Source organism: Ensifer sp. Root1252 (genome assembly GCF_001425885.1).
GTDB classification, from domain to species: Bacteria; Pseudomonadota; Alphaproteobacteria; order Rhizobiales; family Rhizobiaceae; genus Ensifer; species Ensifer canadensis.
The window spans coordinates 96,329-111,386 of record NZ_LMDT01000007.1; the positions used below are offsets into that span (position 1 = coordinate 96,329).

The window sequence follows — 15,058 nt, forward strand, 5'->3', positions numbered from 1 at the left end:
ATAGCCCTAATCCCAGCCGGCCCAGGGGAGAACAGGGCCGACGTTTGCCCCGCATAGAGTATGCGCCGTTGCTGGGGGGATTACATTGGGAATCGTGGAAGGAGATCCAGACGGTCTTTGGGGTAGAGGGGGTAGCCAGACCGTCCGGAGCCCACGTTGGGTTGCCTCCACAATACACCAACGCTTATGCACTTAAAAACGCGTGCGGCAGGGCATTGTTCCGATTGCTAATGTATCGTGACTCTGTTCGGCGTGTGTGCCTTATGGTCATGGTTAAAGTACCCGACCACGGTTCTCGACCAAGGAGCCTGCTTCACAACGGCGATTGGGTCAAGCTGAAGTGTAATCAAAGCGATGGCTTTGTCGTCGTTGGATTTGAGCCATCGACGAAGGTGGCCGGTGCGATTTCGCGGTTGCTTGCGCGGCGAGACGAGGCGACGAGCTGGTCTATGTCGGCGGCGCCGGCACAGATCTTACCGACAAGATGGCCCGCGACCTGCGCAAGCAACTGGCAGCCATGCCGGCGAAGGCGCCGCCGGTCGCACTCAAGCGCAAGAACGCGGTTTTCTGTGAGCCGGCATTTGTCGCCGAGATCACCTATACCGAGATCACCAGCGACGAGAAGTTACGGCATCCATCGTTCAAAGGGCTGCGCGAGCTGGCCGATGACGTTGATGTCTTCGAGCTCAAAAAATAGGCCCCGGGGAAGAGGGGCCTTGGAGCTGATACGTTGGGGTGCTCTTATAACTCGGGTGCGACAACAATGTTCCATGGCTGCGGTCGACAATCACCGTCGGTGTTTTCGCACCCGGATCACGTTACCGTTGTTGTTGCTGCACTGTTTACAACGCACGCGTCGACCGAGTGCCACGATCGACTGAGTTGTGCCGAACCATCGCACCAGGCCGTGCCGATCAAGGTGATCCCAGAGCGCTGCTTTGCTCGGGGCAGGGGCGTGCGCCCTGGGACCTCTAGCGACCTAGAGGCCGCTCTGGACATTCGGCAGCCAGAGACCTTCGGCGCCCCGCCAGCCGGTAAGTGGAATGTCGCATTTGCGGTCGAACTTGCCAATTGGCGCCTCGCGAACACAATTCTCAGTCGAGCGAAATGGGTGTCCTGGGACCTGGAAGGTCGTCTGAACAGTGGAACACGAAAAGTATGTGAGGATAGCTAGGGCGCATGCGATATAGTTCGGCATTGCGGGATCCTCTCCAATTTTAGAAGATGCTAAATCTACTTCAAAAGGGAGCGATTTGCCCTTAGCCTTTTCGAACTAGCTCAGGCGGAGGGGACTCTTGTTCAAACATGGAAGCTTCATTCCTTCCATTCAGGATAATCCGCAACGTCCGGATCATATTTGCCGCATCGAGCAGGGCAGCCCTGATTTCTCCTTTACGCGGCTCTCGATAAAACCAGGCTGGCACACCTCGTCGGGAAGGTGTTGCCACCATGCCGCTAGAAAGGTGTCGTTCTGCAAACGATTAAAGGTGGACCGGTCATGGAGCAGCGACGGGAAGCTCCGTCATACGTCGTTCAAACGGCTGCGCAAGCTGGCCGATAATGCCGACGTGTTTGAGCTCAAAAAATAGGCCCCAGGGGAAGGGGCCCAGAGATTGGGACAGCGCCGCGGGGCGACTGCCTGCTGTCACGTGGCATGTCCGGAAAAAACGCGTCTCTAAGAGGATTGTTCCTTCCCCTAGACAAGCCTTTCAGGCGCTATCGACGCGGGCCAACATTGGGCGCCTTGTAGATCGACGGCCCCATCCCCCGATACTCGGGCTGAAGGAACGTGAATTCGTAGCTCCGGGTCAATGCTTCGACCAGCGCATTGACGATGGCTGTACGGGCGACCTCTTTCCTGTTGGCGTCAATTGCGACGAGGTCTTTCGCCACTGCCTCAGGCAGCTTCCAAAGCTCGGCCGCTACGAGCGCAACAACTGCGGCATCGTCGACCGCAGTCCCGGCGCGCTCGATACGGTGGTTGATGCCGATATGCCTGACGAGTTCCTCAGCGATTGAGCGGGCGCTGTCTTGTTCGCGACGGCGCGAAACGCCTGTTCCTACGAAGCGGCGTTTGGTCGATTGGTCTATCACCGCCAGATGGATGGCGATGAATGAGGATAGTTTGGCGTGGTCGGTCACTTGCTGAACCCCAGATATCAATATTCAGTGCCCGATCGAGGATCGGGGCGAGTTGTGCCGCATGTCTGAGATTTGGCGCCCGCTTAGCGCCGTGGGTCAGGATCGCTTGGCCGGTGGCCATTCGATCTTGTGTTCGAAGCAATACCAGTTTGGCGCCGCCTGTCCGTAGGCATAGCCGAACGCGCCCCAATTCGTGCAGCCGGGATGCTCGCAAAGGTGCTCGACCAGGCCGCTTTCCGTTCTCTTGGTAGCGCCAACTTCGTCGCTCATGCTCAATGCCTTTTGAGTAAATATGTTCTACAGATGTTCTCATTGGGGCAGAGAGTCAACGACCAGATTTGGGGAGGCTTTCCGCATAACTCAAAAAGGGAAGCGCTGAATCGCGGAGCTCAATCGACCATTCGAAGCCGGTAGGTGGCTCGCAATTGTCCCAACCGCCAAACTCATTCATTTGCTGCCATCGACCCTTCTTGCCGTGTCGAAATTCCTCGCTATTCGATTTGTAGATTTTGAACCGATAGGGGCGCACGACGCGGACAAAGATTACGGATCCATCCTCCGGCATGTCGCCTTTTCGCCATGTGGTGCCGGGCATTTTAGCCTCCATCCAATCAATGCGGCTTTGGGGCTATCAGCACGACGCCGGCGCCAAGCTCAAACATTTCTGCCTCAGCATTGATCGAGAGATAGTGGTTTTCGGCCAGCTCGATCAACGCTGATGAGGCCTCTTCGGGCGACCATCCTNGCGCCAAGCTCAAACATTTCTGCCTCAGCATTGATCGAGAGATAGTGGTTTTCGGCCAGCTCGATCAACGCTGATGAGGCCTCTTCGGGCGACCATCCTGCTGCCTCGATCCTTTCGATCAGGAACTGGAATTCATCAGTGATCGCCTCCTGGCATTGCAGGTCACGTTCGGGGTGAGATTTCGGATGTTTAGGCGCGGCGATTTTCGGCATGGCGTATCCTCCTGCAGAAGATGTTAGGGCGGTCATTTCTTTCTGCAAGGCTTGGCTAATTTAACGATTCGCCTTCGATCTTAACGCGCCTGCCAGTCCAGCCGCACCGATAGGCCTCAGCACGTCGCGCCACATGTCATCATCGGACCCGTTGACCCAATTTGCTTGAGCAAGCAGGAAGACGGCCACCAGGTAAACATCACGAAGCTCGACGACGCCCAGACGGTGACGCCGTACATGAAGGCCTACTACGGCACGGGTGGCTGCCAGTCGGAAACGGAACCGATGCGAACCATCACCACGAAGGACCGAGAAGGTCATGTCGAGGCGACCGTCACTGCACCGCCGTTCACGCCAGGGTAGGCTGAGCGGGCTCGCGAGGTCGCCAATTTCATGCGGGCACACGGGCTTTCGGGACGATCGCGAGTTCGTCACGGTCGAGGCCTCGGGCGCAACCTTCGTCATCGTCGATATCGCCATGCGGATGGTGACGCCGCGGGAACTCTACAACGCACAGGGCTTCCCACCGGATTGCGTCCTCGCCGGTGCCCATGACTATCAGGAAGATGGCTTGGGGCCGGTCTGGCGCTTGTTTTCCAAATTCGTGCAGGTGAACTGCGTCGGCAACTCCGTGTCGCCCCCGGTCGCGTGCGCGCTGGTCTCCGCGAATTGCGGGTACCTGGCAGTGCAGAGGGGCGCCGAGTGAAAATCACCTACGCCGACGAAGCTATTTCAGGTGCTTTGGCGGCTTGTCATTTTCATCCGGATTCGGGTTGGGAATCTCGTCGGGAAGGACGTCAGGCTCGGGTTCCTCGATCGGTGGCTGAGGCAGGTCCGGCGGCAGGCCTGGCGGCAGTTCTGGAGGGGGCTTCGGGATCGGTTCAGTAGGTATCGTGCTCATGGTGGACTCCTTTCGGAGGCCAACTGATCCCGCGCCGTTTTTGTTCCGCAAGGGAGACGAAGCATGACGGTAATTGCATCCAACTACGCCCGGCTCGCGAACGATCTCTACCAGACGGAACCATGGGGCACCGAGCTTCTCGAGCGTTTCCCTGTGGATAGTCTCGACGTTTTCCGGCAGCAGGAAACCACCTCATGGCCGATGTTCTGGCAGAGCAAGCCGGGTGGGTCAAGACGTCTAACATAGCCACGTACGATCGCCAGAATGACGAGATTTTCGACTTCCTGAAACCTCATGGGTCTTGGGCGATTTCGGACGCCGTCATCACCAACCCGCCCTGCGGCAAGGGGAACGGTGACGCCCGCCTTTTCGCCGAGTATTCGCTGACCCGTTGCAAGGGTGCTGGTCGCTTTACTCGAGGCGACGCCTGGTGTCGCTGGCATCGTCAAAGCCGCCGACGGTCGCCCTCTCGCGATCGATATCATGGATATCCTCAAGGTAAGGGCGGCCGAGGTCGACGCTGTTCCCGCTTCTATTCTGGCCACTCGAGTTGCCCTCGGAGATAGAGCCGCGACTTCTACTGGGGCCACCTGCCAGTTCGATCTGGTAGGTTGCTTTCGCGCCGGCTTTCTTTTCGACAGACATCGATGGCACGGCGGCAAAGGCAGAACCCGCAAACGCGAGCGACGCCACTCCGGCGATAGCGAACTTCATTGGTAGTCTCCTAGGTTCCAACCTCCCGTCAAGGATGCGGGAGTCTTGGCCTAGGACTAGCGACGAACCAGTGACATACGGCAGGTGTCGTATTTCCACGGTTCAACGGCTCGCGACACCTCGAAATGGTTACGAACTTGTTTGGAACACATTGGCCCCTTATATACCGGTTGTAGGCATTGGTTATGAGCGCTGAAAGTTTCGCCGCTCGCAAATGCCTTCATCGCTTTAGACTTTTGACCACGGATGTACTGGCACTGGTTGGTAAGCGATGATGAGGAAGGTCGGTGCGGTTTCGCCCCGGCCTTTTTTGTTGCATATAGACGAGCTCTTTAGTTTCCTTGATATTCCTGCGGACCCCTTGCGGCCCGTCGTCTGCGTGTCCGGTATTTTAGACATACGACTGGAACGATTCCGCCGCAGGATGCTTTCTCCCCTGCATTCATTTGCCAAGGAGAGAATTGATGAAATCGCTGGCTGATATTTTCGAACACACGCTGCAGGATGTGTATTTCGCTGAGAATGCCATCACTAGGGCGCTTCCAAAGGTCGCAAAGGCCGCGAATAACGCGGAACTCAAGAAAGCGACCGAGGAGCATCTTTCGGAAACGAAAGAGCAGATCAAGAAGTTGGAGCAGGTCTTCAAGTCAATCGGCAAGACGGCATCTGGCGAAAAATGCGACGCCATCGACGGCCTGATCAAGGAGGCCGACGGTTTGATGAAAGAGGCTGAAGGGACCGCGCTGGACGCTGGTCTTCTGGCCGCTTGCCAAGCCGTTGAGCACTACGAGATCGCCCGCTATGGTTCGCTTCGTGAATGGGCCAAAGACCTCGGCCATGATGAGGCGCACACGCTTCTCAGCGAGATCCTCGACCAGGAGAAGGCGACCAACAACAAGCTCACCAACTTGGCCGTCACGTCGATTAACAAGACCTCGGCGCGCTCAAAGGCGGCATAGCAAAACAAGGGCGGCATTGACCGCCCTTTTCCAATTCAGATTGCCGGGTAGTGCTGCTGGAAAATGCAGATAGACCCCGACCGTGCAAGCGCCACCACCCAATGACCGCAGTCTATGCGATAGTGTTGTCGCCTTCAGTTCCAGCGCGATTGGAAGTGGCGACCTTTGCCTCCTGCCGGAGAGGCGTATGAATCCGGTAACAAATTCAGCAGGCAGGGCAAATGGTAAGCCGCGTGCGAAGAGCCGGGTTCAATTCCCGGGCCTTCACAACCAGATAGCCGCTTAGTCGCCAATAGACTAAAAGTCGGAGCGACCATAGCTCTGGCCCCCACCAGACGGTCAACAAACTGGTGGGGCACCAATGAGAGCAGCGGCTTCGGTCGCCTTTTTCCGCCCCGGTAACGTGAGTAGCGGAAGCACGAGGCACCATGATGCAATTTCAAGCAGGCAACTGCCCGAGCTCTCGTAACGGCCGGCTCTTTCTCTTTCGCGAGAGCGAAACCGCAGATGTCTACGGACACTGCGAGGAGTGAGAGCAGGGTTATCGATCGCCAGAAGAAATCGAGGGCAAGAGCGGGTTTCTAACCCTACTCAACGATTCCGAAGCCGAATGGGCGACCGAGGAAGAAATCTCTCGAAGTGTCTGGGCGAACCATCAGATTTTCGAGGCATAGCCTTACCAGTTTCGAGAAGCTTTAAGGCGCGACCACCGCGCCACCTTTCCAGTTCAACGGGTGATTGGTGGTGTCGGGGCTGTCTCTGATCCGAAATCCTCCTTGAACGCCATGAGGCTAAGCACGATCCCAATGAGGATGCACAGCAGCACGATGAAGATGATGCCGGATTTGTTCATCACTCATTTCAGGCTCAGAATGTGAGAAATTCGTGGCACGACGGTACCACCTGCAGCCGCTGCGGCAGTGTTATCGCCTTCATTTGCGTCACTGAGTTTGCGTACTAGACTGATTTGTCTGCGACGACCCTGTGAACATTGTCGTTGCAGGTCTAAATGCCCAGACCAGCAGAATGCTCATCGAGACGACGAACAGAGATAGCACAAGACGATTTGACATGGCGCTTTCCTCCAAAGTTGGAGCGCTGTGAATTCAGGTTCAGCATTGGTCGCCGTGTCAGGTCGAACATTTCTGGCAAGGAGACGCGCAAGCGCCTTAATCGAGGCGCCGCGGTCCGTGCGGTACGGGCGGGTTTGAAGGGTCCTGTCGCCGCATGGCAACGTGCGAAGTGTACCACGTTCTTGCTTGCGAGCGCGTTAAATAATCAACTGCACGATGTGGGAAAAGGGTGTCATCGCCCATCTGCCGTTGGCATCCTTCGCAGTTCTGTAAATGATGAAATCCCGACCGATCGTGAACTTCCCGTGCATAGTGATCTCGTTACCAGTTGAGAGCACGGCGCGAAGTTCGTTTGCATGACGGTTTGCAATTTCGTCACTGATCAAATCGGCCAGGACCTGGTCTAAAATCGCCGGCTTTGAATCAGTCATTGGAAACTCCGAACTGTTGTGCAGATCTGCACTCTAACCGTTCACCCAGCGATTTCCAGACGTCGACCTGGAGCAGCCCGGCAGCTTGCCAGCGTCGGTCTTGACGGCTTCGACGTTCGTACCCGTTCCACTGCCGGCGGGCCCGTCGGCGGCGCCGGTAACATCATCAACCGGATTGGCATCGGAGGCTAAGACATGACGAAGTTTGCGACACATGACCTGATCGGCCTTCCGACCGCGTTCTACAGTGACGATGTCACAGCCGTACCCGCCCGGTCTGGTCACGCGACGACGTCAGGAACGTCCTTCTCGACGAAGACGGCATAAGCATCATTGGGGCTTATGGCGAAGATATAGGCTGGCGAGCGCGAGCAGCCGAGCGTCGCAGAAATTATTGCTGAGCTGCCCGGCGTTTGTTTGGCCTAGCTGACACCTTGGAGAAGGGACCCCTAAGGACCGAAGCTTTGAAACATCGCAGGTCACCGCGCGTTTACCACCAGATGGTGAATCGAGGTGTCAAATGTCTATCCACATGAGAGATATCGGCGAGGCAGTCTTTGAATTGTTCCATTGGCTTCCTGTCGAAGACGAGCCAGACCTAACCGACGATCAGCGTTTGCTCGTTGAGGCTTACCGATCCGGTCAGGTCCCGGAGGCCGCTTGGCAGGAGCACTTGGATCACGATCCAGTGCTCGCACAATTCTGGCGCATAAATCCGAGGCATTGAAAGGTCGGGTTTGCCTGCAGAGACGCATAAAATGCCAGCGTCTGTGAATTCGAACGCTCAGACGGCCCCCTTCTCCTATTTGTAGGTCGGTCATTGGCCAGGAGAACGGTTGACTATGTTCGCTCGCACGACTTCCCCTTTCTCTTTGTTGAAAGGCATGGCCGATCATCAGAAGGGGCCGTTTGCGTCTCAGAGCGCCCTCGGAATAATCTGTGTCGCGACCGCGACCAGTAGACCCGCCAACGCCACTGCGGCTCCATATCTCGCCACTTTCATCAGGCGCCAGCGCGCGCCATCCCAATCATAGCCCATGTGCCCGTTCCAACGGTTTCATGCTGTTGTGAAGCATCTCTGGTTATCGGCCGCAGCTGAGGAGCTGGACGGCATCCGTTTCAAGTTCAACGCAGACGGTTTCGAATTCTAATAGCAGGCTTGGTTCTGCCGCGGTGCAACGGCGAAGTTCATCGCGCATCGCGACGGCCATACCGTAAGCTTCGCATAGCAACGCAAATGCCGGCCAGGAGTGGTCGGCTATTTGTTCGCGATGGGCTGGAAACTTCATCTGTAACAACGCTCTGCCGAAACGCTCGCTGTCCATGGCAGGTTTCTCCCAGTCACCTTCATTTGTGTGGGTATTTCAGATAGTACTAAAAAAGAAAAAGATAAAGCAAAGATGAACCGACGCATCAACGCGGCGGGCCTTGCGCTTCCGTGGCTTCATGCCTGTAGGGGAATCGAATGAGGGATCAATTATGCGCCAGACTATTGCCACGCTCGTCCTGCTCGGCTCTGCAGCACACGCTCAGGCGTTCTGCGGTGAGGGCTTTGGATACGCCTTTCGACAGCAAGTTCAACAATCGGCTGGAGTATCTCGTGTGCCTGCACAACGAACAGAACGACGCGATTATCAGCACGCCAACATAATCAACTCCTTCAACACCAAAATCGACGACCTTGAGCGGAAGCTGCGCGAGACAGAGAGCGCCCTTCAGGACCGCGAGATGGAAATCCTCAAGCTGACCAGTGAGATCAGTAGCGTCAGGAGTGATGTCGACGATGTCGAGAGCAAACGCCAGTCGCTCGACAGCCGCGTCTCGGCCCTCGAATAAACGCGTTGGTGTCGCAACGAGGAGTGGGGATCCCAGAGCGCTGCTTTGCTTGGGGCTGGGGCGTCGCTCTGGGATCACTAGCGCCAATGGTGCGGTTGGCGCTCAACCAGCAATGGCAGGACCATCTAGATTCGGCAATGCAACTAGGACCTTTGTCTGCGCGGACCGGACTTAAGTCCTAGGTTGTGCTCTCCGCCGACCGCATGCATGCTAGGATGGGTTCCTTTAGGGCGACGTCTTCAATCGTTCGAAACCAACAGAACGAAAGTGGTCATTGATCTTCTCCTCTTCGCGGCTCTCGGTACTTCCCTTCCGGTAGGGTTCGTCGAGGACTTGTTGCCAGGTTGGTGCTAGAAAGGGGTCGTTCTGCTAGCGGTTCAGGACCGGTCATGGAGAATGTCGCAACTATCGGACCAGACATTGCCAAGAATGTCTTTCAGGTTCACTGGGGCTGACGCGGATGGTGAACCGTTATCCAATCGCACGCTTCGCCGGGCCGAGGTGTTGGCCTTCTTCAAAAGCCTTCCACCATGTCTTGTTGGCATGGAAGCCTGCGGTACAGAGCTGGCTCGGTATGCCGGCTTGCTAGCGCATGTCGCGTATCGTCGCGACCGCGCGTTCCAGCATGCGCCGCTTCTCAAATGTAGTGAGATGCTGCGACTGGTTCGCGGCCCAAACGAGTTCGGCGATGAAGGCGGTGGTGCGGGACATGCGCGCATCTCAGGTATATCAACAGTTTCGCTCATGCTTTGACCGCACGGCGCGGGCCTCACACGGCAACAGGAACTTGCCGCGCCAGATGCCGACACCTCGAGCCTGCGCCTCTTTCTGCGCAATTGCGTAGGCGCCTTTGCTATACCGCTCCCAATCTACAGCATTACCGCTCTGGACAAGCCAGCGGTTGGCGTCACGCCCGTCGGCGCGAAAGCACACGCTTACGAGGCGGTTGTATCGATCATGCTCCACGAACTCGCAGCGGGTTGGCCGAGAGGCTGCGAGAAATTGATCGAGTGCAGCCGCTGCGGCCTTGCCACACCGGTACGTGGCGCCATCGCCGTCCTCGCACTTTTGCCAGCTTTCAGGCGCATCGACGCCGTGCAGCCTGACACGCTTACCGGCGATCTCGATTGTGTCTCCATCGATCACTGATGCGCGCCCGATAAGCAGTTCCGCGGCGACGGTTGGATGGCAGCACACCAAAGCGGCCAAAAAGCCGACAATCCATTTCTTCAGAATAGTAGTGCCTCCTGCGTGTTGGCGGGCGCTTGCATGTCTGCCACCTGTACGATCTTCAGCATTTCGTCGGGCAAGGGGCGCTGAAGGGCGCGCGCTTCTTCCCACGGAGCCGCAAGCCATGTCGCGACCTCGTTCTTCGTCGTCAGAAGCACCGGCATCGCCTTTTGATGGATTGGCGCAACGACACCATTCGGTTCCGTCGTCAGGAAGGCGTACAGGTCCAGCGTGACGAGCCCTTCCTTGATCTTACGAACGCTGGTCCAATCCTTCACCCAAATGCCGGCGAAGAACATCAAGGGATCGTCCGCAGTGCTTGCGAACCACGCGTTTGGAGTGCGGCCGCCCTCGACCTTGCTTGCCGGGTCCGGTTCGGCAAAGCGGGTTACGGGGACGACGCAGCGGTTTTCGACTCCCAGCCAACGCTTCCAGTGCTTGCTGGATGTGTTACGAACGTTGGTGGTCCCGCCATCGGGCTCCATCTTCACCAGTTCCTCGAAGTCGACCTCTTTCCCCTTGGCGCGGAGCTTGTCGGCGCGCTTCTTGGCGCCCTCGAAAAGCGCCTGGCTTGAGGACGGCATACCCCAGCGCACCATCGCCAGTTCGCGACGATCCTCGTTGTTGCGAATGATCGGCGCGAAGCGATCGGGGTAGATGTCAACAGACGGCTCGAGGTTGCCGACTAGGTCATGCGTGATCGAAACGAAATCGCGGATCGCCTGCTGGTTCGTGGTCAAGTTGTAGAGATTGCACATCGTTCTTGCCCCTCAGAAAACGTCGTCTTTCCACACTGGCTTGCGAACCGTCATGATCCTGACCAGCTTCCTGATGCGGAGCTTCCCAGTGTCAGCGGCCCATGGCAACTCGAAAACTGCCCGCAGATAATCCTTGTGATTGCATTTCTCACACCGGAAGTGGTGAGCAATTTCGTCGATCGGGACGTCACCGCAAAGCTGCAGGAGGTCACGACAGCGATAGCGATGCGTGATGCGGCAATACATGCAGTCGATCTTGACAATCTGGCCGGTTTCCTCGGCCTTTGTCAGGGTATGCATGCGCTGGCGACGGGTTAGGCCATTCTGTTCCGGCATGGGGTCAGCCTGAAGCGCTAGCGCCCTCTACAACTGCGGCAGCCGGCTGGCGGCACGGGCGCCATCCCCGCGTAAAACCCAAGCTCATCGAAATTTCGGCGAGCGCGAGTTGTTCGCGTAAATGTCTGCAGTCGGCGAGCAAGGTCCGGATGGTGGCCTCGGCGTCGCCATTATGCCATGCAAGGGCCGAGGCGAGTTCGTCAGGCGTCTGATCGACATCGTCGGTCTGGGTGGTTTGGTGAGCGGCGGACATGGTTTCTCCTTGTCCGGGGTGCCTTCCCGGAGCGTTTGTCTTGTAGGTTTTAGGTTGGCGGCCGCATCGCCGGTGAAATTAGAACTTCTTGGCCGGTGGCTATTCGATCCGGTGTTCGAAGTAATACCGATTGGGCGCTACACTGCCGTGGGCATAGCCGAACGCGCGCCACTTCGTGCAGTCAGGATGCTCGCAAGGTGCTCGACCAGGCCGCTTTCCGCTCTCTTGGTGGCGCCGATTTCGTCACTCATGCTGCTTCCTTCCCGCCTCGATGTTCCTAATATGTTCTCGTGATCGCAAGAGTCAATGTCCTAACTTAGGGCGGTTGCTTTTTGATCGATGGCTAATATATTATACAACTCTAACTTTAGGAATTTGATGGCACGGGGGAGACATGCGCCATCAGCATTGCAGTGTTCCACAGCGACGGAGATCACTGCTACGAGATGCGCCAGCCCTGCTTGTCCTTGTAGGCGCCACAGGCATCGCAGGCGTGACTTCGATCGAGGAGTGGATTTCAGACCCATCGAAGCTCCTTTCGACGGTCGATCCTGGTTGCACTATCAAAGGCAATGTCAGTATCAATACCGGCGAGCGGATCTATCACGTGCCAGGTCAGACGTTTTATTCAAAGACCGTGATCAATTCGCGTTACGGAGAACGGTGGTTCTGCAGTGAGGCCGAAGCGCGGGCCGCTGGATGGCGAAAAGCACGGCGTTAGCCCTGAGGTGTCACCACGCGTTGAGAGATCAACGACACGCCTTTGGCAGTTTCCAGGGCATGAACCATCTCACGGCTACAGAGCTACAAGTGCAGCAAGGAAGGCCGCAGCTCGGCGTAAATACCGCCAAGCGGACTTGTGGGAGAGGGCCTGGGCTCCGGCGTGGAGCACAACGCTGTCCGACTGCACCCGATCGGCAGGGCGACATCAATTTTATCGCAGGATGCCGGCTTCTTTCGCGGCAGCTTCGAACGCGGCCCTGGCTTCCGCGCTAGGGACTATTCCCTTGGCCGCATCCAGGCAGGCCTTCCGAGCTGTTGCGTAATTCGCGCTCTTCGTCTCGGGCCAGGATTTCATCAGGAATGCGACCGCCTCTCGGGCGCTCCTGATGACGTGAAAACGATCATCTATTTTCAACTCAACGTTTTCATCCCAGATGGTGATCATGGCGTCCTCCGTTGGGCAGGCTTCCCATAAACGTATATTAGGGAGATCTGTTCCAAGAGCGCGATCCTGCCAAAATTTTGGGTGGCAGCATGAGGCTGTTTCCGGCCGATCCGCCCTGGCGCTGCCGACGGTTGAGCGCGAGCGTCTGCTCGGTGGCAACTGGAAGATCCGGCCGGCGGCTGGCCTCTTGTTCCGCCGCGGATGGTGCGAGGTCGTCGATGCAATTCCCGCCGGCGCGCGCTGGATGCGCGGCTGGGACTGGGGTGCAACGCCAAAGACTGAGAGCAACGATCCGGACTGGACGGCCGGTACCAAGCTCGGAAAGCTGCCGGACGGTCGATACATCGCCGCCCAACATTGCCGCGATCGCTTGTCGCCCTCTGGCGTAGAGCGGCTGATCAAGAACACCGCCGAAGCCGGCGGTAAGGATGTGCAATCGCTGCCTCAAGATTCGGGGCACGCGGGCAAATCGCAGGTCACCAACCTGACGGAGGTGCTTGCGGGCTTCACCGTCTTGCGGCCGCAGCCGCCGCAAAGTCAAGTCAGGAGCGATGAACCCGAGCGGCTCATCAAGAGACCGAGAATATCACCATGAAAAGTGCGGCCCAGAGTAAGGCCGACAACTCGGCCGCCAACAGAAATCCAAACGTGGTGTCGCTCATGCAATCCTCCGTAGGCAACCTCCATTGCCGGGAGGAACTATAGGGGACGGACGACGGTTCCGCTACTCACTAAGACGCAAGCAGCGAGTAAATCAGAACGCCGACAGAACCCCAGAATCCAACCATTACCAGCGCCATCGCGGCAACCAGAACCTTTGTCACTACAAAAACTCCACGACTGTTGTGCGGTCCAGAACCTAGCCCAGCGCTGAAATTTTAGTATCGGACCATGGTCTGATCTCGCTGATTTCGTTGACGGTGTATCGAACCGCCACCTTACGATCAAAGTGGTCTCTACAGTTTCATTTCTTTTCGCTCCGCGAACCATGGCATCAAACGCCTCGTGGTCAGCAAGGTCATGCGCGCCTCCCGCGAAGGAAAACGGCTCTACCGAAGCCCGTGTGAGAGGCTCGGAAAAGGCGGAGGCAGGGCTTTGCTAAGCGCCTGAAACGTAGAACCCCGCATCTTTGTCGGAAGGCTTCCCGTAGATCGGTTGGCGAACGGACGGCTCAGATCTGCTTGAGAGACCCGAGCTGTCTGTTTCATATCTGCGGCTTTGCGCTGCTAGCGAAGCCACTCGTTCCAGCGTTGCAGCAGTTGCGCCGCATTGGCGTTGATCCACTCTGAATCGGGGACAACCATATAATCCCGGACCTCGTCTGCATGCGGCATCGTCTTGCGCACGACTTCCGACATCAAGGCGATCGCCTCGGTGCTTGGCGGCGTACACGACAGCACTTCGCAAGCCTTTGCCTGCGCCTCCGGCGAATTCAGCCAAAAAGCCATCAGCTTCAGCGCGTTCTCACGGTTGCGAGCACCTCTGACGAGCGCAATTCGGTCTCCAACCAAAAACGATGCCTTGTAGGACCAGGCGATCGGCAACCCTTCGTTCTGCATCGCCTTTGCCCGCGTCAGCCATATCTGTCCAACTGAATAGTCGCCATTGCGAAAACCTTGCACACTCTGGTCGCCGGTCTTCCACCACACCGAAACCGAGGGCCGGATCTCGTCGAGTTTTTTTAACGCCCGTTCGACGTCAAGCGGAAACAGCTCCTCACGGCTGACACCATCGGCAAGCAATGCCGCTGCCATCACACGCCACGGATCATCGAAGTTCGGAAAAGCACGCTCGCCCGGAAAGGTCTTGCTGTCCCACATATCGGCCCAGGTCTGCGGCATTGGTTCTCCGTCGCCAGTTCGATAGGCGAGCAACGTGGCTGTCGATTGCAAAAGTGCACCGCCGGCCGCACAGGCGTTTGCACCGAGATCCTTTCTTCCGGCGAACTGTTTGCAGAAATCCGTCAGGTCTTCGGTGACCGCCTTATGTGCCTTGGATGCCGCCTGGATTTCACCATCGAGATAAAGATCCCAGGTGACATTTCCAGTCTTCACCATTGCCGCGACCTTGGCGCGCATTTCCGCGTTTGTCGCAACGACAGTTACAACCTTTATCCCGGTCGCCTTCGTGAAGGGATCGAACCAGGCCTCCTTCAGCGCGCGGTCATAGGCACCGCCCGTCGAAGCGATGACCACTTGCTCAGCAGCTGCAAGCGATACGGAGGACCAGGTTATCAGAGGCAAAACGCCTGCAAGCACTATCCGGTGTATTCTAGTCCAACGCAGCGGAATCGAAATCAT

The 15,058-nt window shown here is 57.3% G+C and carries 23 protein-coding genes and 2 pseudogenes; 11 read left to right on the forward strand and 14 right to left on the reverse strand.

What is annotated here, in order from left to right:
• Positions 1-382: 382 nt before the first annotated feature.
• Together ASD02_RS36915 and ASD02_RS38110 are read left to right on the forward strand one after the other, a co-directional pair.
• The gene (locus ASD02_RS36915; RefSeq protein ID WP_082555504.1) at positions 383-697 is read left to right on the forward strand and encodes a hypothetical protein; all 315 of its coding nucleotides are present in this window, start codon (positions 383-385) and stop codon (positions 695-697) included.
• A gap of 598 nt (positions 698-1,295) precedes the next feature.
• Entirely contained in the window at positions 1,296-1,589 is a 294-nt protein-coding gene (locus tag ASD02_RS38110) for a hypothetical protein (RefSeq protein ID WP_156408391.1), read from the forward strand.
• A 127-nt stretch (positions 1,590-1,716) separates the two neighbouring features.
• Here the strand turns inward: ASD02_RS38110 and ASD02_RS09715 are convergent, their stop codons facing one another.
• The 3 genes from ASD02_RS09715 to ASD02_RS09720 form a co-directional block, all read right to left on the reverse strand.
• Complete coding sequence (locus ASD02_RS09715) at positions 1,717-2,142, reverse strand: hypothetical protein (RefSeq protein ID WP_057220620.1); 426 nt, start codon at positions 2,140-2,142, stop codon at positions 1,717-1,719.
• A 96-nt stretch (positions 2,143-2,238) separates the two neighbouring features.
• Positions 2,239-2,412, reverse strand: a complete 174-nt coding sequence (locus ASD02_RS39170; RefSeq protein WP_164474904.1) for a hypothetical protein — start codon at positions 2,410-2,412, stop codon at positions 2,239-2,241.
• 55 nt (positions 2,413-2,467) lie between these two features.
• Positions 2,468-2,737 (reverse strand): hypothetical protein, encoded by a 270-nt coding sequence (locus tag ASD02_RS09720; protein ID WP_057215178.1) that lies wholly within the window; start codon positions 2,735-2,737, stop codon positions 2,468-2,470.
• 578 nt (positions 2,738-3,315) lie between these two features.
• On the opposite strand from ASD02_RS09720, the pseudogene ASD02_RS09730 reads away from it, so the two are divergent.
• Positions 3,316-3,805, forward strand: a pseudogene (locus tag ASD02_RS09730) (C-5 cytosine-specific DNA methylase); the annotation flags it as partial.
• A gap of 21 nt (positions 3,806-3,826) precedes the next feature.
• Here the strand turns inward: ASD02_RS09730 and ASD02_RS39175 are convergent.
• Positions 3,827-4,000, reverse strand: coding sequence for a hypothetical protein (locus ASD02_RS39175; protein WP_164474905.1), 174 nt, complete (start codon positions 3,998-4,000; stop codon positions 3,827-3,829).
• A 63-nt stretch (positions 4,001-4,063) separates the two neighbouring features.
• On the opposite strand from ASD02_RS39175, the gene ASD02_RS09740 reads away from it, so the two are divergent.
• The gene (locus ASD02_RS09740; RefSeq protein ID WP_057215192.1) at positions 4,064-4,246 is read left to right on the forward strand and encodes a hypothetical protein; all 183 of its coding nucleotides are present in this window, start codon (positions 4,064-4,066) and stop codon (positions 4,244-4,246) included.
• A gap of 165 nt (positions 4,247-4,411) precedes the next feature.
• Here the strand turns inward: ASD02_RS09740 and ASD02_RS38115 are convergent, their stop codons facing one another.
• A complete protein-coding gene (locus ASD02_RS38115; RefSeq protein WP_057220624.1) occupies positions 4,412-4,714 on the reverse strand; it encodes a hypothetical protein in 303 nt (100 codons plus the stop codon).
• 464 nt (positions 4,715-5,178) lie between these two features.
• On the opposite strand from ASD02_RS38115, the gene ASD02_RS09750 reads away from it, so the two are divergent.
• On the forward strand, positions 5,179-5,673 hold the full coding sequence (locus tag ASD02_RS09750; RefSeq protein ID WP_057215198.1) for a ferritin-like domain-containing protein: 495 nt from the start codon (positions 5,179-5,181) through the stop codon (positions 5,671-5,673).
• A gap of 727 nt (positions 5,674-6,400) precedes the next feature.
• Here the strand turns inward: ASD02_RS09750 and ASD02_RS40380 are convergent.
• Positions 6,401-6,526, reverse strand: coding sequence for a hypothetical protein (locus ASD02_RS40380; protein ID WP_272953752.1), 126 nt, complete (start codon positions 6,524-6,526; stop codon positions 6,401-6,403).
• 417 nt (positions 6,527-6,943) lie between these two features.
• Positions 6,944-7,177: a hypothetical protein gene (locus ASD02_RS09755; protein WP_025428891.1), complete on the reverse strand. Its 234-nt coding sequence runs from the start codon at positions 7,175-7,177 to the stop codon at positions 6,944-6,946.
• 195 nt (positions 7,178-7,372) lie between these two features.
• Between ASD02_RS09755 and ASD02_RS40385 the strand changes: the two genes are divergently transcribed.
• Positions 7,373-7,504 (forward strand): hypothetical protein, encoded by a 132-nt coding sequence (locus tag ASD02_RS40385; protein WP_277996349.1) that lies wholly within the window; start codon positions 7,373-7,375, stop codon positions 7,502-7,504.
• Positions 7,505-8,259: 755 nt separating this feature from the next.
• Here ASD02_RS40385 and ASD02_RS09770 read toward each other — a convergent pair.
• Entirely contained in the window at positions 8,260-8,502 is a 243-nt protein-coding gene (locus ASD02_RS09770) for a hypothetical protein (RefSeq protein WP_057215207.1), read from the reverse strand.
• A gap of 154 nt (positions 8,503-8,656) precedes the next feature.
• On the opposite strand from ASD02_RS09770, the gene ASD02_RS09775 reads away from it, so the two are divergent.
• A complete protein-coding gene (locus tag ASD02_RS09775; protein WP_057220625.1) occupies positions 8,657-9,013 on the forward strand; it encodes a hypothetical protein in 357 nt (118 codons plus the stop codon).
• 389 nt (positions 9,014-9,402) lie between these two features.
• Positions 9,403-9,571, forward strand: a pseudogene (locus ASD02_RS39675) (IS110 family transposase); the annotation flags it as partial.
• Positions 9,572-9,598: 27 nt separating this feature from the next.
• Here ASD02_RS39675 and ASD02_RS40390 read toward each other — a convergent pair.
• Genes ASD02_RS40390 through ASD02_RS09785 form a run of 3 tightly spaced genes read right to left on the reverse strand, consistent with a single transcriptional unit; the run spans position 9,599 to position 11,001 of the window.
• Positions 9,599-9,724, reverse strand: coding sequence for a hypothetical protein (locus ASD02_RS40390; RefSeq protein WP_277996351.1), 126 nt, complete (start codon positions 9,722-9,724; stop codon positions 9,599-9,601).
• Between the two features lie 18 nt (positions 9,725-9,742).
• Positions 9,743-10,222, reverse strand: a complete 480-nt coding sequence (locus ASD02_RS09780) for a thermonuclease family protein (protein WP_347376825.1) — start codon at positions 10,220-10,222, stop codon at positions 9,743-9,745.
• Positions 10,223-10,242: 20 nt separating this feature from the next.
• Entirely contained in the window at positions 10,243-11,001 is a 759-nt protein-coding gene (locus ASD02_RS09785; RefSeq protein ID WP_057215214.1) for an SOS response-associated peptidase, read from the reverse strand.
• A 135-nt stretch (positions 11,002-11,136) separates the two neighbouring features.
• Between ASD02_RS09785 and ASD02_RS38120 the strand changes: the two genes are divergently transcribed.
• On the forward strand, positions 11,137-11,319 hold the full coding sequence (locus ASD02_RS38120) for a hypothetical protein (protein ID WP_156407998.1): 183 nt from the start codon (positions 11,137-11,139) through the stop codon (positions 11,317-11,319).
• A 22-nt stretch (positions 11,320-11,341) separates the two neighbouring features.
• Here the strand turns inward: ASD02_RS38120 and ASD02_RS09795 are convergent, their stop codons facing one another.
• Positions 11,342-11,590, reverse strand: coding sequence for a hypothetical protein (locus ASD02_RS09795; protein WP_057220626.1), 249 nt, complete (start codon positions 11,588-11,590; stop codon positions 11,342-11,344).
• Positions 11,591-11,984: 394 nt separating this feature from the next.
• On the opposite strand from ASD02_RS09795, the gene ASD02_RS39680 reads away from it, so the two are divergent.
• Positions 11,985-12,311, forward strand: a complete 327-nt coding sequence (locus ASD02_RS39680) for a hypothetical protein (RefSeq protein ID WP_244494199.1) — start codon at positions 11,985-11,987, stop codon at positions 12,309-12,311.
• Positions 12,312-12,524: 213 nt separating this feature from the next.
• On the opposite strand, the gene ASD02_RS09800 is transcribed toward ASD02_RS39680, so the two are convergent.
• A complete protein-coding gene (locus ASD02_RS09800) occupies positions 12,525-12,758 on the reverse strand; it encodes a DUF982 domain-containing protein (protein ID WP_057215222.1) in 234 nt (77 codons plus the stop codon).
• A 187-nt stretch (positions 12,759-12,945) separates the two neighbouring features.
• Here ASD02_RS09800 and ASD02_RS09805 point away from each other — a divergent pair, with 187 nt between their 5' ends.
• Positions 12,946-13,353, forward strand: coding sequence for a hypothetical protein (locus tag ASD02_RS09805; RefSeq protein ID WP_057215224.1), 408 nt, complete (start codon positions 12,946-12,948; stop codon positions 13,351-13,353).
• A gap of 631 nt (positions 13,354-13,984) precedes the next feature.
• On the opposite strand, the gene ASD02_RS09810 is transcribed toward ASD02_RS09805, so the two are convergent.
• Complete coding sequence (locus tag ASD02_RS09810; RefSeq protein ID WP_057215226.1) at positions 13,985-15,058, reverse strand: ABC transporter substrate-binding protein; 1,074 nt, start codon at positions 15,056-15,058, stop codon at positions 13,985-13,987.